A 20,481-nucleotide genomic window follows, 5' to 3' on the forward strand; every position below is an offset into this window, starting at 1 on the left:
TTTCTACAATAACTTCTTCTGTTCAAGATTTTTTCTAGTTGAGCTTGGTTCAGCTTGACCAAACTGTTCTGCTAGGCGCTGACTCCAGCTTGTAGTCGCACGCGCCCCAGCATAGTCGGCCTGTACACGATCGTAAGCTTGGATTGCCTCAGTTGACTGTTCTTGGTATTCTTCCTCAAAGACAACATTCTCTAGTGGCAGTCTTGGTTTCACATCATGATGTTGATTTGGCACACCTAGTGCCATCCCAAAGACAGGATAGGTGTAGTCAGGTAGGTTAAAGAGCTCTGCCACTTCTTCGGACTTGTAACGCACCAAGCCAATAATGACACCACCATAGCCCAAGCTTTCAGCTGCCAGCAAGGCATTTTGACCAGCAAGAGCCGCATCGACTGAACTAATCAAGAGACCTTCTACACCTTGAGGTTGGAAGTTGTCAGTATGAAGCTGGGCTCCCTTTTCCGCTCGGTTCAAATCTCCGACAAAGAGAAGGAAAACAGCAGACTGGCGAATAGCTTCTTGAGGTACCAATTCATACAAGGCATCTTTCTTCTCTTGACTTCGTACCACAATCACAGAGTAGGATTGAAAATTCTTCCAAGACGAGGCCATCTGGGCTGCTGTCAAAATCTCATTTAAGTCTACTTGAGGAATCTCTTGCTCTTTAAATCTGCGCACTGAAGTGTGAGCCTTCATTAATTTGATTGTTTCTGTCATCGACGGTTTACTCCTTCTAAACGAGTCTCCTCAGCCAAATAGCGGATGCGTTCCATAACTCGTCTGGCTTCCCAGGTTTCGTCATTTCCTTGTTTCCCTTTAGCGAAATGCTTCTCCAAATCTTCAAAGTCGAAGTTGGATGTGAAAAAGGTCGGTAAATTTTCCTGCATCCGATATTGGAGAATGACCTGCAGGATTTCATCACGCACCCAAGCTGTTGATTGTTCGGCACCAATATCATCTAAAATCAGGACTTCAGAAAGCTTAATCTCATCCACCAAGGTCTTAACATTACCATCACCGATAGCATTTTTGACATCAATGACAAAGCTAGGATAGTGGAGGAGAGTGGATGAAACACCTCGTTTTTCTGATAAATCATGAGCCAAGGCAGCCACCATGAAACTTTTACCCACACCAAAATCTCCATATAGGTAAAGACCTTTGCGAATAGCTGGATATTGCTCCACGAAAGCTAATAGCTTTTCAAAAACTGGCAAGCGCCCCAAATCATCCAAGTCTACTTGAGCCAAACTAGCTTTCTTGAGAGTAGCTGGCAGATTGATTAACTTGAGGCGGTTCTTAATAGCCGCTTCTTTTTCAGCCGCGATTAGTTCAGGAGTTTCTTCATAAGAAACATCCGCATAGCCATGATTCATGACCAAAATTGGCTTGTAGCCTTTGGCGATATAATCTGCATCCCCACGAAGAAACTTGTCTCTCTCGGTGATGTACTGATTAAACTTGGAGATACTGCGATTTAATTCCTCTGGAGTCAGGGATTCTTGCTGGATAAAGGCCGCAACATCAGGGTCCTTCATGATTTTCTGGATCAAATCTTGATAATGAAAACGACTAGGTTGACGTTTGAGTACGTCTCCGACACTTTCCATCTAATCTCCTCCTTTTTCTAATCGAGCTAATAGTTCTTGTTTCTTACGTTCTAGTTCCAGACGAGTTTCCTCGCTGGTTTCATTCTTATAATCTGGATTGCTCCACTTGGGTACATTGGACTTGGCAGGACTGGGGTTACTGCTTTTTTGAGTCTGGCTCTTCTGCCCTCGCTCACGGATGCGCAAGACTGCCTCTTCTGCCGAATGTATCTTTTGATAGGCGTAATCATTGGCTACCTTCATGGCATATTTCTCATTGATGTTTGCCGAATCGACCTTATTAAAGGTCAACAAGAGAATAATATTGATGACTTCGTCCAGCAAGCCCAAGCCAGCCATCTGTTGCAAGAGTTCTCTTTCTGTTTGGGTAATAGTCCCCTTGCGTGTCTGCTTGATTTCTGCCAAGAACTGCAGGGCAGTTTTACTTTTTGCTTCCTTGATAATGGTTGCTTCCTTAGGACTAAAGTCAGAGGAAACAGGTTTTTGAGCAATTTTTTCCCGCATGCGTTTGGTTGAAATAACCTGGGAAACAGCTGTTGACTTAGCCAATTGATAGGTCTCAAACCAAGTCCATTTCTTCTCCTCGGCAATGGCAAAGAGCTTTAAGACATCGGACTGTTCATTCGCAAATCGAAGTCCATCTCGAGCCATAAGATGACGAAAATGTTCCAAGTCAAAATCGTTAGCCACTTTCTTCTTGAGACCAAGGTCTTCTTGACTGCCTAATTCTGCCAAATCTGGAAAGACTTGATTGAGTGAGACAGGTATTTCTTCTCCCTCAGCACTCTCAACTTTCAAATCCTCCACAGCTGCATCGCCAATCTTCTTCTCCAAAAGTCTGCGATAAACAGAATGCTCCAAGAAGTCCTGACTCGAAAGTGGAGTATGGAGGGCTAGCTGATAGGTATCCCCTTTTTGATAGAGGGTCAAGAGATTGAAAGCAGATAGGATTTTCAGGGATTTTATCAGTCTATCCATCCCAAAGTTGAGATGGTTGAGAATGCTTGAAAAGAGGTATTCCTTTCTACCATTATCCCAAAAACTGATTGTATAAAGATAAAGGCTCAGTGCCTCCTGACCGATAATCGGGAGGTAGCACTGTACCAGAGATGAGGTATCTTGCGACACCCGATTATTCTTTAGATAAGAAAAACGGTCAATTGGCTTCATTTATCTTTCCTTTTTCTTTTTAGAGGACTGGGTGATTTGTTGGAGCAAGCTCTCTAACTCACTGACATCCTTAAAACTACGATAGACACTGGCAAAACGCACATAGGTAATCTCATCCAGTTCAGCCAACTCCTCCATGACGAGTGAACCAATGTCCTCACTTTGAATTTCATTTTCATTTCGACCACGGAGTTTCTGTTCGATACGATTGACTACCATGTTGATTTCATCACTTGACACAGGACGTTTCTGGGCTGAGCGGATAATCCCATTAAATATTTTATCTCTGGAGAATTGTTCCCGTGTGCCATCTTTTTTCACAACCACTAAGGTTCTTTCTTCTACCCGTTCGTAGGTTGTAAAACGGTGTTGGCATTCATCGCACTCGCGTCTTCTACGAATAGTGTTCCCTTCTTCTGCTTGGCGACTATCGATAACACTTGACTTGGTAGCCCCACATTTTGGACAACGCATCCTTTCCCTCCTTATCGTTTTCTTTTCATTATACCATTTTTTAAGCGATTCCCAAAACAATTCTTCTTTTTGCTTGACAAGTTTTTTGTTTTGTTGTATTATTTAATTAACACAAAGAGATGAGAGAAAGGAGACCAAGATGTCCTGGACATTTGACAACAAAAAACCCATCTATTTACAGATTATGGAGAAAATCAAGCTTCAGATTGTTTCCCATACACTGGAACCCAATCAACAACTTCCGACCGTGAGAGAGCTGGCTAGCGAGGCTGGTGTCAATCCCAACACCATCCAAAGAGCCTTGTCAGACCTTGAACGAGAAGGATTTGTCTACAGCAAGCGCACAACTGGACGATTTGTGACTGAGGATAAGGAACTGATTGCCCAATCACGCAAACAATTATCGGAAGAAGAATTGGAACACTTCGTTTCCTCCATGACCCATTTTGGCTATGAAAAAGAAGAACTACCAGGCGTAGTCGGCGATTATATTAAAGGAGTTTAAGCCTATGTCATTACTAGCATTTGAAAATGTATCCAAATCTTATGGAGCAACCCCAGCCCTTGAAAATGTTTCTCTTGACATCCCAGCTGGAAAAATTGTTGGTCTCCTTGGACCAAACGGCTCAGGAAAAACAACCTTGATTAAACTCATCAATGGCCTCTTACAACCAGATCAAGGACGTGTCCTTATCAACGATATGGAACCAAGCCCAGCAACCAAGGCCATCGTGGCTTATTTACCTGATACGACCTATCTCAATGAACAAATGAAGGTCAAAGAAGCCCTAACCTACTTCAAGACCTTCTATAAAGATTTCAATCTGGAACGCGCCCATCATCTACTTGCAGACCTTGGCATTGATGAAAATAGTCGTCTCAAGAAATTATCAAAAGGAAACAAGGAAAAGGTACAACTGATTTTGGTTATGAGCCGTGATGCCCGCCTCTACATTTTGGACGAACCGATTGGTGGGGTGGATCCAGCAGCCCGTGAGTATATCCTCAATACCATTATCAACAACTACTCGCCAACTTCTACCGTTTTGATTTCTACCCACTTGATTTCTGATATCGAGTCAATCTTGGATGAAATTGTCTTCCTCAAAAACGGAAAAGTCGTCCGTCAAGGAAATGTAGATGACATTCGCTATGAGTCTGGTGAATCCATCGACCAGCTCTTCCGTCAGGAATTTAAGGCCTAAGCAAAGGAGATTATTATGTTTTGGAATTTAGTTCGCTACGAATTTAAAAATGTTAACAAGTGGTATTTAGCCCTCTACGCAGCTGTGCTAGTCCTTTCAGTCCCCCTAGGAATGCAAGGACACTACTATAATTATATATCTTTCAAAGATAGCCAACCTTTCCTATTTATCTTTCTGGCTCTCGTCTTTGGTGGCTTGATAATTACACTTGGGATTTCAACTCTTTTCTTGATTATTAAACGCTTCAAAGGTAGTGTCTATGATCGACAAGGCTATCTGACTTTGACCTTGCCAGTTTCTGAGCACTATATCATCACTGCTAAATTAGTCGGGGCCTCTATCTGGTCTATACTTAGCTCGGCTGTACTGGCTCTAAGTGCTTTTCTTATTGTGACTATAACGGTTCCAGATTGGATGTCACATTATGACTGGTTCCCACTTGTAGGAACATACCTTCCTAAACTCTCTCTTGTGGGGTTATCCTTCCTACTAAATATCATTTCAGGAATCCTCTGCATTTACTTGGCCATTTCCATCGGACAACTGTTCAATGAATACCGTACAGCACTCGCTGTTGCAGCCTACATTGGTATCCAAATCGTCATAGGATTTATTGGAGTATTCTTCAATACCAGTGCTAACTTCTATGTCAATTCACTAGCAGGATTTAATGATAATTTCTATATGGGAGCAAGCATAGGCATTGTTAAAGAACTCATTTTCATAGCTATCTTTTACCTCGGAACCTACTATATTTTGAGAAACAAGGTTAATTTGCAATAGTTTCATAATCAAAAAGGATAACATCTCATCGCAGAGAGGCTATCCTTTTTTCTTTTATCTCATTGTCTATCTAACTTTATCTTACAGACGAATCCTTCTAACCAATTAAATAACAAAATCTAATTTAAAGGTCCTGTTTAATTTCTCTATTGTGTCACTATCATTATATTCCTTACATATTCTCATAGCTTTGGAACATTCTTTTTTGCCTAACTCTACTTGATTCGTTTTTATGAGATAAATACCTTTTAAAAAAAGCAAATAATTCTTTTCAAAATAATATCCTTGTCTGGTCAGTAAATTTTCTAAATCATCTATAAAAAATTGAGCGCTATCTAACAAATTATTTTTTAATAATAATTCTAAATTAAATAAATATAGGGGAATTACTCTATGTGTTCCCATGTCTGTTTTTAAAAAATGTCGTGTTTTCTTGATTACCACTCTATATAGTAAGTTAATGGTTTTAGTATTCATAAAAAACACCGAATGATAGAAAATTTTTAGTTCATACTCCATCCAAGTATCTACCGAAAGCAAATACTTGATTAGCTCATTGCATTTAGATGTATTATAAGGAAGATTTGCAAGCCGATTAATCTGTTGTTCAGCAATCAATTTTATGTGAAAATTGCATAAACTTTTTCCCTGCTTTTGTTTTAACTCTATTTTATCCACTAATTCTTGAAGTAGAAATATTTCTGAAGAGTTCACAGCATGTTCTAATTCTTCAAAAAAACATTCTTTTTTGGAATAATAGCAATGAACTAATTCTTCAAATTCCGAAAATGATATTCCCAGACGATTTAACAAAATGTAAAAATGATCAATAGATAATTTTGTAATCCCATTTTCGAAACGAGAAATAGTTGATTCACTAATCTTATCACAAGCCAAATCTTTAAGACGAAAATTTTTTGAAATACGAATATCCTTTAAAACTGCTCCAAAATTTTCCATACTATTCCTCTTCCATTTCTGCAAAAAATAAAACCTGTTTTTTTATTTGTGATATGATTATATCAAAAACAAGACAGAAAGGACAATATGATTATGAAAAATTTTTATTATCATCGGTTGCTTCACTGAGCCTAGTGTCAACACTAGCAGTAAGTAATCCAGTTTCTGCTCAAGAATCATCCTCTCAAACGACTTATAGTAATTCAAGTGGAAGTTGGATAAAATCTGGTAGCCGTTGGTGGTATAAACATTCTGATGGTTCTTATACTAGAAACGGGTGGGAAAAGATCAATGAAACCTGGTACTATTTTGATAGTGAAGGTTGGATGAAGACAGGTTGGATTAAAGAATATGGGAACTGGTATTATCTAGATGATAGTGGTGCTATGAAAACGGGATGGTGCTGGATTTCTGGTAGCTGGTATTATTTAAATACTAGCGGTGTCATGCAAACAGGATGGTGTAGGGTATCGGGTATTTGGTATTATTTAAATACTAGTGGTGCTATGCAGACAGGTTGGCACAATATTGGGGACGATACTTATTTCTTTGCTAGTAGTGGAGCAAGACAAACGATTAATCGTCGGGCTTTAGTTCTTGGTGAAACATCAACGAGAGCAGTACCTATCGAAGATGTTAATACTATGGAAAAGGTTTTCAGTAACCAAAACTTTAGTGAAGTTGTTCGTTTCCCTGATAAAACAAAAGCTGAGATTATTGCAAAAATGCAAGAACTGTTTGAATCTTCTAGCGAAAGCGATGTGAACTATCTTTACCTTACTTGTCATGGAGGAGAAGATGGGAAGATAGCCATTGGTAGCGATAAAACATCCTTTTCAGGTTGGGAATTAGCATCTATACTGAAACAATATAAAGGCAAGTTTGTGGTTATGCTGGATTGTTGCTATTCAGGAACAATTATAGATGTAGGTGAATCAGATGAAAAGGTTGCCTCCAAGTCTGAAGAAAGATTTGATGAACAAGCATTTTTAGCAGGATTCTCAACAGGAGATCTAGCAAGCAAGAATGGTGAAATGCTTGATTCTAAATTCCTCGTACTATGTGCCTCTTGGAAAGGTGAAAAATCGTATAGTTTAGTCGGAATAGGTAGTCTTGCCACTAGATACTGGGCAATGGGTACAGGTTGGGATTCACTTCAAAATAGAATGATTTCGCCTATGGCAGACACCAATACTAACGGAAAAATCACTTTAGAGGAACTGTATCAATACTCTTATCCTCTAGTACTTGAAGATGCATCAAGCAGTAATAAGAAGCAACATGTATCAGTTTATCCAGAAAACAGTCAATTTGTTTTATTCCAAAAATAAGGAGTTAAGAAAATGAAAGTATCAAAAAAAATCACACTATTTGGTTTATCTCTAGCTGGTCTAGCTTTACTAGCTTTCCCTCATTCAGGAAAGGCCTTCGAGCTTGAAGAAGAGTGGGTTATTAAGGGTGATGTTCAATATCAAGATGGCAAAATTCTCCGATTTAATAATGGCAATGAAGTAGATATCAAAGTCTTAGATTTGCCAAAAACTGAGAAAATCGAGTGGAAAGTTACTTTAAATGGTCAAGATCAGACTGTCAATTTTCTAGGTCAAGAAAAGGACAAGTCTATGATGGGGGTAGAGGGGCGTTATCTGAATTTCTATGTACCTTATGGCTATAGAGGAGATATCAAGGTAGAAGCCAAGAGCGGAAATGAAGTAAAGACATGGTCCACTAAAGTAGTAGATGATGTATATAATGACGGTGGAAAGAGTGGTTACTTCCGTATTGACGAATCAAATGATCAACACACCTACCTTGATGCAAAATGGGACTACCAAACTAAGACCTACACTGCTACCTTACCAGAGACTGTCAATGGTCAAAAAGTATTTGCTTGGGCAGACGACTATGAAGAATTGAAACTTCAAAAACCAGGAGTTATCAGTCATTCCTACAGGGGGGCAGGAGCCTTCAAAATACTTTATCCGATTGTAGAAGCAGAAAGCTGGCTAAAAAAGAATTACAGTGAAAAGTGGTACTATCAAAAACAAGGTCAATTAGTGCAGAACGATTGGGTTAAGGACAAGGGAACTTGGTACTTTATGAATGATAAAGGGGTCATGTTCAATCAAACTTGGCTCTATCAAGGTGGCAACTGGTATGCCTTTAAATCATCAGGAGCTATGATTTCAGCTGATTGGTTATATGATAACGGCTCTTGGTATTACCTAAACAATTCGGGTTCAATGGCAACAGGCTGGGTAAAAGATGGTGGCGCTTGGTATTACCTAAACAACTCAGGTTCAATGGCAACAGGCTGGGTAAAAGATAGCGGTTCTTGGTACTACCTAAACAATTCAGGTTCAATGGCAACAGGCTGGGTGAAAGATAGCGGTTCTTGGTACTACCTAAAAGACTCAGGTGCTATGGCGACTGGTTGGGTAAAAGATGGAGATCAGTGGTACTATCTCGCATCATCTGGTAAGATGCTTCACAATACCTATACACCTGATGGTTACTATGTAGATGCCAGTGGCGCTTGGAAATAATCTAAAGTATACATTTTATTCCATCAGCTATTAGTGTACCTGCTCAGACTAAATGTTATCAGAGGTGCAAGAAAAATCTAGATAATAATACAAAAAGCGAATCGAAACAATGAATTCTGTTTTGTTCGCTTTTTGTATTCTATTCGAGAAATTATGGAAAATAATCTCTCTTACTTATTAGACTTTTATTCAATCTAGATTGAATATTCTATAGAAAATTAAATGCATTATACCAAACAATGTTTCTTTGTTTTTTATCTCTTTATCATCCACTATAAAATTAGTGAAATACTAATTTTTATGGTATACTAGCGATAATAAATAGTTATCGGTAGGAAAAAATTATGCAGAATAAATTTATCTTTAAAGAGAATGGAAAATATAACAGACAAAGCTATAAAAATACTTTATTTACAGACTTACCTGAAATTGATGGGCAAATTGATTTTTGCCGTAGTGATTTTAGAGGTTCAAAATTTTATAATTTAAATATCAGTGCAAATTTTGACAGAGCGGATTTTATGGGATGTAGCTTTCAAAGTGTTAATTTTCTTGATACAAGCTTTGGCGCTCCTCAATTTAAAAATTGTATTTTTGAAAATGTGATATTTAGAAATAATCACTATAATGCTACAGTTTTTATCAAATGTTCTTTCTTAAATTGTAAATTTGATGAAGAGAGTATATATTCCAACTTTACCGAGTGTTCTTTTAATAAAACAGAATTTAAAAATCTAAATTTTGAAAGATCTACAGTGGATAATTCAAAATTTTTAGAATGCAACTTTTCAAGTGTAGACTTTTCAACATTAGCGGCTGAAGATTTAACATTTGAAGCAACATCTTTTTCAAGTGTCTCAATGAGCATCAATTACTTTTTTTCATATTTTATTGATTCTAAAACAAATTTAAAAGATATAGTATTTGAGTATAGAGGAAGTAAAACTTATCTAACTGAAGAAGTTTCAGATAATTATTTTAATAACTTACTTGAAGAGCAAAGATATTCCGAGCTATTTAATATGTGCATACTGCTAAATAATGAAGCTAATTTATACAATATTTTGCTTACTATTATCTCTAAAAAGGATACCTTGGGATATCAGTTACTTCGATGTATAGAGTGTATTATTTTCTATTTAAAAAAGGGAATGTTAAGTTTTGAAACTGCTAGTTCCCTATTAAATCTTTTAAAAATTTCTAATCAGAATATTGATATTAACAATTTATCAATTAATGAAAAAATTTATAGTTTAGAGCAACTTCTAGTTACTCTCCCGTTCGACAATATAAAATTAAAAGGAAATAATACTCCAGATTTTATTATTAAATTTAGATGTGCCATTGATTCTGAAAACGAGGCTGGTGAATACATTGAAAATTTATTACATTCTATTTTATTGTCTGCCCAATCAACTCTGGATTTTTCTTATAAACTTATAAAAAAAGAGAAAGGCTCTTGGATTTTTACATTTATGATTTCATCTGCTTTTCTAGTTTATACTTTAAAACAAATACAACAGATGGTTGTTAATACTCAAATAATTTGTAAGAATCAGTTGCAAATTCGATTCACTGAATCCGTAGTAAATGACTATATTCAGAGGTTGGAACACAATCGTTCAATTGATCTAAATTCATCAGAATTAGTTCCGTTAAATCATGACTTAGAAAGTTTGACACAGCTAATCCGTAATACTGACTTGACTCCAATAGAAACCAATGAAGATATGCTTGGCAAAATTACAAATATTGATATATCTAAATTAAATACTTAACACAATAAAATCATAAAGTAAGGGAGTGAACTTTATGATTTTATTTTATCTAGAAAGTAGTTATTGATAATAGTTTATCAATTTATTAAAAGCTAAATGTAGAATACTAAAATCATTTAATAAATTAACTCTAAAACTATAACTATGTTCGTAATTTTTTAAATAAGAATTCATTGGAATTGTAAAAACATTACAGTTCTTTAAAATCTCTAAAGCAAGGACTGATGAGTCGGCTAAACAATTTTTATTTTTAATGTCTATATGCGCAATTCCCCAATATCCTTGATTGCAAGGCTCCATTTGAATACACGTTCCTTGTAAGTAAGATGAGAGCATTTGAAAATTACTTCTAGCAGTTTGCAAATGAGTTTTTACAAGTACATCAATTACCTCACCATTATCTAGATAGCCTTTAAGCATATTCAATGACCCTATGGAAAATGGACTTGCAGAATAATTAAAAATTCGTTCCATTTCATTTAGCAACTCTTTCCTTTTTGTCAAAAAAATTGCAGATTTAACTCCATTTAAATATGCTTTTTTTGATATAGATTCAATAATAATTAGATTGCTAAAAGATTTATATTTTTGATGTTTCTTAAATGGAGAAACAAAATTATTATTCCAGACTAAATTACCATAAACACTATCAATAATCACAAAAATTTTTTCTATTTCGCACCACTCTAAAAAATCAGTGTCTGCAATTGAGATTGATTCGCAGAATAACGGATCTGTAAAAATAACTATATCAATACTTTTATTTTTACAATCTTGCTTTATCTGGTTTATATTTAGAAATTGTTCAGAAAAAACAGTATATCCATTCTCCAAGTAAATATTTAAATATGAGTAGTAACACGGTGCAATGAGTAGGACATTTTGTAATCCTAATTTTTTTAAAACATAACTTAATAAGAAGCTTCCAACAGTTGCACTAGGGAAAATACTCACGTCAACACTATTATTTAACAGTTGTTTTATAGTTTTTTTAAAGTCAAATAATTCATCGGGATATCTATAGTTAATATAATCTGTTGCTTTTAATGAATCTTGAATCTCAACGATTACTTTTTCATAATTTACATCAAAAACTTCAATATTCCAACTAGAAACAAGAAGTGTTTCTTGGTTAATGTGCTTTTCTAAATATGAAATATCATTAATTTTTTCTTGTTTACTGAACATGAGATTTCCTACCGATAACTATTTATTATCGCTATACAAAGCACTCAAATAGGTTTATAATAGCATGATTATTGATAAAGGAGATTTTTATGGATTATAAACTTATTTCTACTTACTTAGATTATTGCAAAACTCATAAGCGTTTGAGTTCACACACAATTCGCGCTTATAAGAATGATCTTATGCAATTTTATAACTCAGACCATGATAATGTCGAATCCTATATAGAACAGTTGACACAATCTAACATAAAAACGAATACACTAAGAAGAAAAATTGCTTGTATGAAGGTGTTTTATAACTATCTAAAATACCAGAACATAATTGAAGAGAATCCCTTCAATCAATTGCGCTTTCAATTTAGAACTGAAAAAATATTACCTAAAACGATTCCGCATGACATTCTGAAAAGCATTTTTATATATTTAGAACAGAAAGTAATTGTATCTAAAACTGATTATCAAAAACAACACGCTGAAAGAAATCTACTGATTATTTCACTGTTACTTTCAACAGGCATCAGAATTTCTGAACTTTGCCACATTCATCTCAAAGATATTAATCTTTCCAATAAGACACTCCATATTATAGGAAAAGGTAAGAAAGAGCGTATCCTATTTTTAGGAGATCAAAAAACATTCAATTTATTAGAAACATATATAAATAAAACAAGAAATGAATCCAATGATTTCTTGTTCCCAGGGAAACATTCACTTAAGCCATTGTCAGAGCAAAGTGTACGTTTAGTTATAAAAAGAATCGTTGAACAAAATAACTTTTCTAGAACTATTACACCGCATATGTTTAGACATAGCTTTGCGACAATGCTTCTAGATAGTGATGTAGATATTCGATATATTCAACAAATTCTTGGACACAGTTCTATATCAATCACACAAATCTATACTCACGTATCTCATTCAAAACAAAAAGAAATACTTAGTTCTTTTAATCCTGTATCAGCGATTCATTCTGATAAAAAATGAACACTCATTAAACACACTTATTTCATATATTTATAATTGTTTTACTATATTCTAATAAGCATTGATAGTATAGTAGATTGAAACAAAATATGCACAAATATATTAGAGGGCGAATTAATTTCTAGAAATGTTTTAGCAACCGTAGTGTACTATTGTAGATTCAATCTGTTTCATATCCCAACTTTAAAAACTTTTAGAGTAACAAATGAAGTATTTGATAAAAAGGAGTATAATATCTTTAAAACGGATTACATGTATATCGATAAGGAGGGCAACTCTTTATGCTGAGAAAATTTGTTAGTAAGAAGCACCTCGTACTTTACTTCTTTTCTATTGCCATTACTTGGCTGGAAGCAATTATCACACCAGCCCTTGTTCAGAATATTGTTGCTAGTTTTACCAATCAAGAACTAGGACTTCTTTGGAAAGTATTGATTCTAGGAATCCTTGGTAATCTCATCCTCTTACTAGGCTTGGCTGGGAAACGCTATTACTACGATCGTTTGATTACTGATTTCAAATATGGAATCAAGAGTACTATTTTCAAGCGATTTTTAAACAGTTATGAGATTGATGAAAAAGATATCTTGTCCGACCTAGAAAACGACGTCAAGCAACTAGAAGAAAGCTATATTGAGCCAACGGTCATCATCATTTCTTCTCTTGGCTTCACAACTGTGTCCATTCTCTATGCCCTTTGGACCAATTTTTACCTGGGCTTGATTTTCATTCTCTTCTACTCCTTTCCAGTCCTCTGCAGTGCTATCGGATCAAAGCGTTTGAACTCACTTTCTGAAAAGCGGTCAACTGTTAACCAAATCTACTTAGCAAGCTTGACAAATTTTATTGGCGGTAGTCAACAAATTCGCCATTATCAGGGGCAAGACTACTTTTTTGCTCGCTACCAAAAACAATTACAAACCAGTCTAGATGCCGAAATCAACTATGAAAAACAGCGAACCTTAAACAGTCTCTTGATCAATAGCATCGATGCCTTTTGTTCTGTTACACCAATCGTCATTGGTGGCTTTATGACCTACTATAATTATTTAAATGCGGCTAGTTTTGTAGCCATCTATCTGGTTTCCCATAATATCGGCTATCAATTTCAAGAGCTAGCCTACTTTACCAACACCCGAAAAGCAACTCGAAGTCTTCTTAACAAATACCAAAAACTTTTAGGTCAGTCTGACTCCATCTCGCCTAGAAGTATAGGAAACATTTTCCCTATCCAACTTGACACCATCTCCCTTGAAAAAGAGGGGAATATCCTCTTATCTCCTATTTCCATGCACATCAAGCAAGGAGAAAAAATTGCCATTATCGGGGAAAGTGGCTCTGGTAAGACAACTCTACTCAATATCATCCATGGAGAAGAGATACCGACAAGTGGACAGATTAGCTTTGCTGGTCAAAACCTGTCACGTCAAGAAATCACAAGTCTTAGTTCCTATATCCTCCAAGATAGTCATTACTTTGACACACTCTCTCTGGAAGACAATATCCTTCTAGGACTGGATAAAAAGGAGGATAGGCTAAATCATATCCTCAAGACAACTGGTTTAGAACATTTGAAAAATCGAACACTCAGCAATGACAGCCTATCTGGTGGCGAGAAACAACGCCTAGAAATCGCTCGCGCCCTCTACCACGATAGTCAACTCATCTTAGCAGATGAGATTAAGGCCAATCTTGACTTGGAAAATAGCAGAAAGATTAGTGACTTGCTCTTCTCCCTACCTCAAACAGTTATTGAAGTCATTCACCACTACACAGAAGAAGACTTAAAACACTATAACCAAGTCATTCACTTAAGCAAAGAAAAGTAATAGTCTATATCATACGATTTTAAAAAGCAAGGAACCCGAATTCCTTGCTTTTTAACTCAATGAAAATCAAAGAGCAAACTAGAAAACTAGCCGCAGATTGCTCAAAACATGGTTTTGAGGTTGTAGATAAGACTGACGAAGTCAGTCACATATATACGGCAAGGCGACGTTGACGCGGTTTGAAGAGATTTTCGAAGAATATTAACTCAATATCAAACTAGCTACAATAGGGCTGACAAAGACATAGAGAATACCTGTGACACCGATAGCCAAACCACCCATGGCTCCTGCTACAGAGCCGTATCGGAAGGCTGTCCCTGTTCCAACTGCGTGACCTGTTCCACCGAGGGAAAGACCAACAGCTACTGGGTCGTCAATTTTCAACCACTTCAAAAGGGTTGGGCCAATCACACTGGTTAAAATTCCAGTTGCCACAACAACGACCAAGGTCACAGTCGTCAAACCTTGCAATTTTTCTGTGATTCCCACTGCCATAGCGGTTGTTACTGACTTAGGAAAGAGAGAAATAGCTAGGAAAAAGTCCATGCCAAAAATCTTAGCCACAAGTGCTGTGAAAGAGGTATTGACCACTACTGCTAAGAGACTACCAAAGAGAATACTCCGAGCATGGTGCTTCATCAAGTGAAAACTCTTATAAAGCGGAATCCCCAGAGCAACAGTCGATGGGACAATCAAGTTGTTCAGATAAACCCCACCTTGGTAGTAATATTGATAAGAAATACCCGTCACCTTTAGAAAGATGATAATGAAAACAGCTGACAAAAGCAAGGGCGTTGTCAATGGATGGGGAAAACGTCTGTAAATCAGCATTCCCACTAGATAGGCTAATATAGACAGGGCAAGCCCAAACAGGGGATTGGAAACAAATTCACTCATTTTGCATCTCCTTTCTCATAATCTCCCTCAAACCGTCGTTTGATGAACTGAACTACCAAGGCTATGAGGATAATATTGATGACTGCTGCAAAAAAGATAATCAAAACAATTGGCAAAAGATAGGGAGCAATCACATCAAACTTCTCCATGATTCCCACTGCTGGCGGCAAAAAGAGAATGGTCATATTGGCCAGCAAGAAATTCCCAACCATGTTGACATGTCTGGTTCTCAGCCACTTGAACTGTAGGGCTAGAAAGAGAATGATTAAGCCGATAATACTGCCTGGGATGGGCAAATGAAAGAAACTGGAGATTCCCTCACCGATTAGAGAAATCACAAAGAGAATCATTAATTGAACATATAATTTCATCCTAAACTCCACGAAATAGACTTCTGCATACCAGTTTACTCTTTTTTCAGAAAATTTCAAGGAAATGCACAAGAGATGATGAAAATTAGAGAGGAAAAGGGATACAGACAGTTAAAATTAGTGAAAATAGGCATGATTTAGGGTGAAAGATTCTACCATCCTTCTTGCCAGCATTCTTGAAAAGTAGTATAATTATTGCATGCGCAATCATCTTGTGATACAGAGACTGTCCGTAAATGGACATTCTTCTATGTTATAACTCTAAAAAGAAAGGAGATACTATGACCTATTTGGAAAAATGGTTTGATTTCAATCGGCGTCAGAAAGAAATTGAAAGTCTCTTGGAAGAGACTGTTGCTAATCAGAGTGAACAAAGTCTGACCTTGAAAGAGTTCTACCTGCTCTACTATCTGGACTTGGCTCAAGAAAAATCTCTACGCCAGATTGACCTGCCAGATAAGCTTCATCTGAGCCCGAGCGCTGTTTCTCGGATGGTGGCTCGCTTGGAAGCTAAAAATTGCGGTCTGCTTAGTCGCAGGTGTTGTGATCAAGATCGACGCTCTAGCTTTATCTGCCTGACAAGTGATGGGCAAAAGACACTGGCCACTCTACAAAAGGCTGTCGAAGAAAGCTTGGAAACTAGTTTGGATTTCTTGATTTAAGATGATTTTAGAAAAAAAGTTGCGTGCGCAATCATTTTTCTTGACATTCTCTTTTACAAGGAGTAAAATAAAATCATCATCAAACAAAGGAGTTTTAAACATGATTGAAATTACCTATCTAGATGCCAGCAAGAACGAAAGAACTGTAACCTTCGAATCTTATGAAGACTTTGATCGTTCGCAACAAGCTTGCCTTATCGGCGTCGCAGACTACTACCCTGTCCAAAAATTAACTTACAACGGTCATGATTTGGACTACCATGGGACTTACGAAGATGTCTTCTTCTATCTCATGAAACAAGATTTAAGCCAATATAACTAAAAAAAGGAGAAATACAATGGCAAAAGCAATTACAGATGCAACATTCGAACAAGAAACAAAAGACGGTTTGGTCTTGGTAGACTTCTGGGCAACTTGGTGTGGTCCATGTCGTATGCAAGGTCCAATCTTGGATAAATTATCTGAAGAACTTTCAGAAGATGTCTTGAAAATCGTAAAAATGGACGTTGATGAAAATCCAAACACAGCTCGTGCTTTTGGAATCATGTCTATCCCAACCCTTCTCTTCAAAAAAGACGGCCAAGTGGTCAAACAAGTTGCTGGTGTTCACACAGCAGAACAAATCAAGGCCATCGTTTCTGAATTGAGCTAATCACACTAGAGACCAAGTACTTTCTTTGGTCTCTTTTTTCTTGCCCTTTGCCATTTTTCAAAAAATATGCTAAACTGTAGGTAGAATATTACGATGTTTGGGACATGCCATCGCTAAAAAAAACCTTGACTTGGTATTTTTTAGCTCCCTCAAGGGAGCTTTTTGCGTGCTCTGAACATTTCCCATTTCGGAAGGAGTACTATGAAACGTCAATCAGCCTTGGTCGTCTTTAGTGGCGGTCAAGATTCTACAACTTGCCTCTTTTGGGCTAAAGAACACTATGAAACGGTTGAAGCCGTCACCTTTGCCTACGGTCAACGCCACCATCTCGAAATTCAAGTCGCTAGAGAAATCGCTGAGGAACAGGGAATCCGTCATCATATCCTAGATATGTCTCTGCTGGGACAAATCACTGAAAATGCCCTAACCTCTGATCTGGAAATTGAGCAAAAAGAGGGGGAGGTTCCCAATACCTTTGTTGATGGTCGCAACCACCTCTTTCTATCCTTTGCGGCAGTTCTTGCCAAACAACGGGGCATGAAAGACATCGTGACAGGTGTCTGTGAAACAGATTTCTCAGGCTATCCTGACTGCCGTGATGTCTTTGTCAAATCCCTTAATGTTACTCTCAACCTTGCCATGGATTACGATTTTGTTATCCAAACGCCTCTCATGTGGCTAGACAAGGCTGAAACTTGGGAATTAGCCGACCAACTCGGTGCCTTTGACTATGTTCGTGAAAAGACTTTAACCTGCTACAACGGAATTATCGGAAGTGGCTGCGGAGATTGCCCAGCCTGCCATCTACGTCAACATGGTCTAGATGTTTATCTCTCACAGAAAGGAGAAGCATAATGTTTTTTGCACCCAAAGAAATCAAACAGGAAACTGGGGAATCTCTTGTCTACAATCCTCACAGAACCTTGGTATCAAAAGAATTTACCTTCGATGCTGCCCACCACCTCTTTCACTATGAGGGAAAATGTAAGTCCCTGCACGGCCACACCTATCATTTGCAGATTGCTGTCAGTGGATTTTTAGATGAACGGGGCATGACCTACGATTTCGGAGACATCAAAGCGGTCTACAAGAACTATTTAGAGCCCCACTTGGATCATCGCTATCTAAACGAAACTCTTCCCTATATGAACACGACTGCTGAAAATATGGTTTACTGGATTTTCCAAACCATGAATCAAGAGTTGCCAGACGAGCGCGGTCTCCGTTTGGAATACGTTCGCCTCTATGAGACTCCGACTGCCTTTGCGGAGTTTAGACGGGAGTGGTTAGATGACTAGGGAACGTGTTCTCAAACTACCAGTTCTGGAAATTTTTGGCCCAACTTTTCAAGGCGAAGGTCGTGCTATCGGGCAGAAAACCATGTTTGTCCGCACTGCAGGTTGCGACTACCACTGCGACTGGTGCGATTCTGCCTTTACTTGGGACGGCTCTGAAAAGCCAACTCGTATGACAGCTGACGAGGTCATTGCTGCCTTGGATAAACTAGGTAGCTACGACTATGTAACCCTATCTGGTGGAAATCCTGCCATCCTAGCAGCCAACATGGCTCAATTGGTCACCAAGCTCAAGGAACGCGGTGTCACTCTGGCTGTTGAGACCCAAGGCTCCCGCTGGCAAAATTGGTTAAAAGATATTGACCAAGTCACCCTGAGCCCCAAACCTCCTTCATCCAAGATGGAAGTCAACTTTGAGACCTTGGACTTTATCGTTTCTCAACTAGATCCAGATAAAGTCACCTTTAAAATTCCTGTCTTTGATGATGCGGATTTAGCCTTTGCCAAAAGGATCCAAGAACGCTACCAACCAGATGTTCTCTTTTTATCGGCTGGAAATCCTGAGCCCAAGGCCACAGGCAATATTATCCAAGACCAACTAGATCGACTCAAAGAACTCTGGGAACGCATCGCTACCGACGATAGCTGGGGCAATGTCCGCGTCCTTCCTCAACTGCATACCCTTCTCTACGATAACCAACGTGGTGTTTAAAATTAGAAAGAAAAAATCATGTCACAACAAGAAGAAATGAAAAACCTCAGCCTACTGGGCAACAAAGAAACCAACTACATTTTCGAGTATCAACCAGAAGTCCTCGAGTCCTTTGACAATCGTCATGTGGAAAATGACTATTTTATCAAATTTAACTGCCCTGAATTCACCTCGCTTTGCCCTATTACCGCTCAGCCAGACTTTGCGACGATTTATATTTCCTACATTCCTGACAAGCTCTGTGTTGAGTCAAAATCCCTCAAACTCTACCTCTTTAGCTACCGAAACCATGGAGATTTCCACGAAAACTGTATCAACACCATCGGGAAAGACTTGGTCAACTTGCTAGACCCTCGCTATTTAGAGGTCTGGGGAAAATTTACACCTCGCGGTGGCATCTCAATTGACCCCTACTACAACTATGGTAAGCCAGGAACTAAGTATGAAGGCTTGGCAGAACAACGCCTCTTCCAACACGATCTCTATCCAGAGAAAATTGACAACCGTTAAACTCATACTCAATGAAAATCAAAGAGCAAACGAGGAAGCTAGCCGCAGGCTGCTCAAAGCACTGCTTTGAGGTTGTAAATGAAGTTGACGTGGTTTGAAGAGATTTTCGAAGAGTATCATACGAAAAAGCCCTGTTCCTCATCATGAGGAGCAAGGCTTTTTAAATTTCAATTATTCTTCTGTTCCAAGACAGTTTTTAGCAACGAGAGCTGCAAGAACTCCACCAACAATTGGTGCAAGGATGAAAATCCAAACTTGTTGAAGAGCTACGCCACCTACCAAGACAGCAGGAGCCAAGCTACGTGCTGGGTTTACTGAAAGTCCAGTGATGTTCAAGCCAGCTAGAATCAAAGCTGTCAATGACAAACCAATCACCAAACCAGCGATTGCGCCATTACCTTTGCTTGCTGATGTTACAGTCATGATAACCAAAACAAACAAGAAGGTTGCGATTGTTTCAAACAAGAAACCACCAAAGACAGTTACACCGTTTGCCAAGGCATTTTCACCAAGACTTGCAGTTGACATACCTGAATTTGCCAAGAGGAAGAGTACAGATCCAGATGCTAAGAAAGCTCCAACTACTTGTCCAAGGATGTAGTTTACAAGCTCTGAAGATGACAAACGTTTGTTAACAAACATAGCAATAGAAACAGCTGGATTCAAATGAGCACCTGAAACAGTTCCGATTGAGTAAGCTGCAACTACGATGGCTAAACCAAAGGCAAAGGCAATCCCTAGGTGACCTAGGCCATCAAGACCATTTCCAAAAACAACAGCTCCTGTTCCGACGAACACAAGCATGAACGTACCGATTAACTCAGCAACAAATTTTTTCATTTTCTTTCTCCT

The 20,481-nt window shown here is 37.9% G+C and carries 24 protein-coding genes; 15 read left to right on the top strand and 9 right to left on the bottom strand.

Annotation, left to right across the window (positions count from 1 at the left end; translation table 11 throughout):
• Positions 1–3: 3 nt before the first annotated feature.
• Genes GEZ84_RS04170 through nrdR form a run of 4 tightly spaced genes read right to left on the bottom strand, consistent with a single transcriptional unit; the run spans position 4 to position 3,254 of the window.
• Positions 4–717 (bottom strand): NADPH-dependent oxidoreductase, encoded by a 714-nt coding sequence (locus GEZ84_RS04170; RefSeq protein ID WP_153223595.1) that lies wholly within the window; start codon positions 715–717, stop codon positions 4–6.
• Positions 714–1,610: a primosomal protein DnaI gene (dnaI, locus tag GEZ84_RS04175; RefSeq protein WP_153223596.1), complete on the bottom strand. Its 897-nt coding sequence runs from the start codon at positions 1,608–1,610 to the stop codon at positions 714–716. The genes GEZ84_RS04170 and dnaI overlap by 4 nt, the downstream gene beginning before the upstream one ends.
• Complete coding sequence (locus GEZ84_RS04180) at positions 1,611–2,780, bottom strand: DnaD domain protein (protein ID WP_153223597.1); 1,170 nt, start codon at positions 2,778–2,780, stop codon at positions 1,611–1,613. It abuts the gene before it with no gap.
• Positions 2,781–3,254 (bottom strand): transcriptional regulator NrdR, encoded by a 474-nt coding sequence (nrdR, locus tag GEZ84_RS04185; RefSeq protein WP_001203672.1) that lies wholly within the window; start codon positions 3,252–3,254, stop codon positions 2,781–2,783.
• A gap of 139 nt (positions 3,255–3,393) precedes the next feature.
• On the opposite strand from nrdR, the gene GEZ84_RS04190 reads away from it, so the two are divergent.
• Genes GEZ84_RS04190 through GEZ84_RS04200 form a run of 3 tightly spaced genes read left to right on the top strand, consistent with a single transcriptional unit; the run spans position 3,394 to position 5,242 of the window.
• Positions 3,394–3,759 carry a GntR family transcriptional regulator gene (locus tag GEZ84_RS04190; protein WP_000119149.1) on the top strand — a complete coding sequence of 122 codons (366 nt, stop codon included), beginning with the start codon at positions 3,394–3,396 and terminating at the stop codon, positions 3,757–3,759.
• Between the two features lie 4 nt (positions 3,760–3,763).
• Positions 3,764–4,459, top strand: a complete 696-nt coding sequence (locus tag GEZ84_RS04195) for an ABC transporter ATP-binding protein (protein WP_153223598.1) — start codon at positions 3,764–3,766, stop codon at positions 4,457–4,459.
• Between the two features lie 15 nt (positions 4,460–4,474).
• Positions 4,475–5,242, top strand: a complete 768-nt coding sequence (locus tag GEZ84_RS04200) for a hypothetical protein (RefSeq protein WP_153223599.1) — start codon at positions 4,475–4,477, stop codon at positions 5,240–5,242.
• A 105-nt stretch (positions 5,243–5,347) separates the two neighbouring features.
• Here GEZ84_RS04200 and GEZ84_RS04205 read toward each other — a convergent pair whose 3' ends face one another.
• Positions 5,348–6,202, bottom strand: coding sequence for a helix-turn-helix domain-containing protein (locus GEZ84_RS04205; protein WP_153223600.1), 855 nt, complete (start codon positions 6,200–6,202; stop codon positions 5,348–5,350).
• 53 nt (positions 6,203–6,255) lie between these two features.
• On the opposite strand from GEZ84_RS04205, the gene GEZ84_RS04210 reads away from it, so the two are divergent.
• The 3 genes from GEZ84_RS04210 (at position 6,256) to GEZ84_RS04220 (ending at position 10,526) form a co-directional block, all read left to right on the top strand.
• The gene (locus GEZ84_RS04210) at positions 6,256–7,533 is read left to right on the top strand and encodes a caspase family protein (protein WP_153223649.1); all 1,278 of its coding nucleotides are present in this window, start codon (positions 6,256–6,258) and stop codon (positions 7,531–7,533) included.
• Between the two features lie 12 nt (positions 7,534–7,545).
• The gene (locus GEZ84_RS04215; RefSeq protein WP_194252021.1) at positions 7,546–8,748 is read left to right on the top strand and encodes an N-acetylmuramoyl-L-alanine amidase family protein; all 1,203 of its coding nucleotides are present in this window, start codon (positions 7,546–7,548) and stop codon (positions 8,746–8,748) included.
• Positions 8,749–9,092: 344 nt separating this feature from the next.
• A complete protein-coding gene (locus GEZ84_RS04220) occupies positions 9,093–10,526 on the top strand; it encodes a pentapeptide repeat-containing protein (protein WP_153223601.1) in 1,434 nt (477 codons plus the stop codon).
• A gap of 60 nt (positions 10,527–10,586) precedes the next feature.
• On the opposite strand, the gene GEZ84_RS04225 is transcribed toward GEZ84_RS04220, so the two are convergent.
• The gene (locus tag GEZ84_RS04225) at positions 10,587–11,714 is read right to left on the bottom strand and encodes an aminotransferase class I/II-fold pyridoxal phosphate-dependent enzyme (RefSeq protein ID WP_153193076.1); all 1,128 of its coding nucleotides are present in this window, start codon (positions 11,712–11,714) and stop codon (positions 10,587–10,589) included.
• 89 nt (positions 11,715–11,803) lie between these two features.
• Between GEZ84_RS04225 and GEZ84_RS04230 the strand changes: the two genes are divergently transcribed.
• Complete coding sequence (locus GEZ84_RS04230; protein WP_153223602.1) at positions 11,804–12,700, top strand: tyrosine-type recombinase/integrase; 897 nt, start codon at positions 11,804–11,806, stop codon at positions 12,698–12,700.
• 281 nt (positions 12,701–12,981) lie between these two features.
• Positions 12,982–14,529 carry an ATP-binding cassette domain-containing protein gene (locus GEZ84_RS04235; protein ID WP_153223603.1) on the top strand — a complete coding sequence of 516 codons (1,548 nt, stop codon included), beginning with the start codon at positions 12,982–12,984 and terminating at the stop codon, positions 14,527–14,529.
• A gap of 201 nt (positions 14,530–14,730) precedes the next feature.
• Here GEZ84_RS04235 and GEZ84_RS04240 read toward each other — a convergent pair whose 3' ends face one another.
• Both GEZ84_RS04240 and GEZ84_RS04245 read right to left on the bottom strand, forming a co-directional pair.
• Entirely contained in the window at positions 14,731–15,426 is a 696-nt protein-coding gene (locus GEZ84_RS04240) for an LrgB family protein (protein WP_153223604.1), read from the bottom strand.
• Complete coding sequence (locus tag GEZ84_RS04245) at positions 15,423–15,797, bottom strand: CidA/LrgA family protein (RefSeq protein ID WP_000781322.1); 375 nt, start codon at positions 15,795–15,797, stop codon at positions 15,423–15,425. The genes GEZ84_RS04240 and GEZ84_RS04245 overlap by 4 nt, the downstream gene beginning before the upstream one ends.
• A 281-nt stretch (positions 15,798–16,078) precedes the next feature.
• Here GEZ84_RS04245 and GEZ84_RS04250 point away from each other — a divergent pair, with 281 nt between their 5' ends.
• The 7 genes from GEZ84_RS04250 to queF all read left to right on the top strand — a co-directional run bounded on the left by GEZ84_RS04250 (position 16,079) and on the right by queF (position 19,629).
• The gene (locus GEZ84_RS04250; protein ID WP_194252022.1) at positions 16,079–16,459 is read left to right on the top strand and encodes a MarR family winged helix-turn-helix transcriptional regulator; all 381 of its coding nucleotides are present in this window, start codon (positions 16,079–16,081) and stop codon (positions 16,457–16,459) included.
• A 100-nt stretch (positions 16,460–16,559) separates the two neighbouring features.
• The gene (locus GEZ84_RS04255; protein ID WP_153223606.1) at positions 16,560–16,781 is read left to right on the top strand and encodes a DUF4649 family protein; all 222 of its coding nucleotides are present in this window, start codon (positions 16,560–16,562) and stop codon (positions 16,779–16,781) included.
• 16 nt (positions 16,782–16,797) lie between these two features.
• A complete protein-coding gene (gene trxA, locus GEZ84_RS04260; RefSeq protein ID WP_153223607.1) occupies positions 16,798–17,112 on the top strand; it encodes a thioredoxin in 315 nt (104 codons plus the stop codon).
• A gap of 201 nt (positions 17,113–17,313) precedes the next feature.
• A complete protein-coding gene (queC, locus tag GEZ84_RS04265; RefSeq protein ID WP_153223608.1) occupies positions 17,314–17,967 on the top strand; it encodes a 7-cyano-7-deazaguanine synthase QueC in 654 nt (217 codons plus the stop codon).
• Positions 17,967–18,410 (top strand): 6-carboxytetrahydropterin synthase QueD, encoded by a 444-nt coding sequence (gene queD / locus GEZ84_RS04270; protein WP_153223609.1) that lies wholly within the window; start codon positions 17,967–17,969, stop codon positions 18,408–18,410. Before queC ends, queD begins: the two co-directional genes overlap by 1 nt.
• On the top strand, positions 18,403–19,119 hold the full coding sequence (gene queE, locus GEZ84_RS04275) for a 7-carboxy-7-deazaguanine synthase QueE (RefSeq protein WP_153223610.1): 717 nt from the start codon (positions 18,403–18,405) through the stop codon (positions 19,117–19,119). Before queD ends, queE begins: the two co-directional genes overlap by 8 nt.
• Positions 19,120–19,137: 18 nt before the next feature.
• The gene (queF, locus tag GEZ84_RS04280; RefSeq protein ID WP_000082587.1) at positions 19,138–19,629 is read left to right on the top strand and encodes a preQ(1) synthase; all 492 of its coding nucleotides are present in this window, start codon (positions 19,138–19,140) and stop codon (positions 19,627–19,629) included.
• 171 nt (positions 19,630–19,800) lie between these two features.
• Here the strand turns inward: queF and GEZ84_RS04285 are convergent, their stop codons facing one another.
• On the bottom strand, positions 19,801–20,469 hold the full coding sequence (locus GEZ84_RS04285; RefSeq protein ID WP_153223611.1) for an MIP/aquaporin family protein: 669 nt from the start codon (positions 20,467–20,469) through the stop codon (positions 19,801–19,803).
• Positions 20,470–20,481: the final 12 nt, after the last annotated feature.

It is taken from the genome of Streptococcus mitis (assembly GCF_009496155.1).
In the GTDB taxonomy this organism is placed as follows: domain Bacteria; phylum Bacillota; class Bacilli; order Lactobacillales; family Streptococcaceae; genus Streptococcus; species Streptococcus mitis_BQ.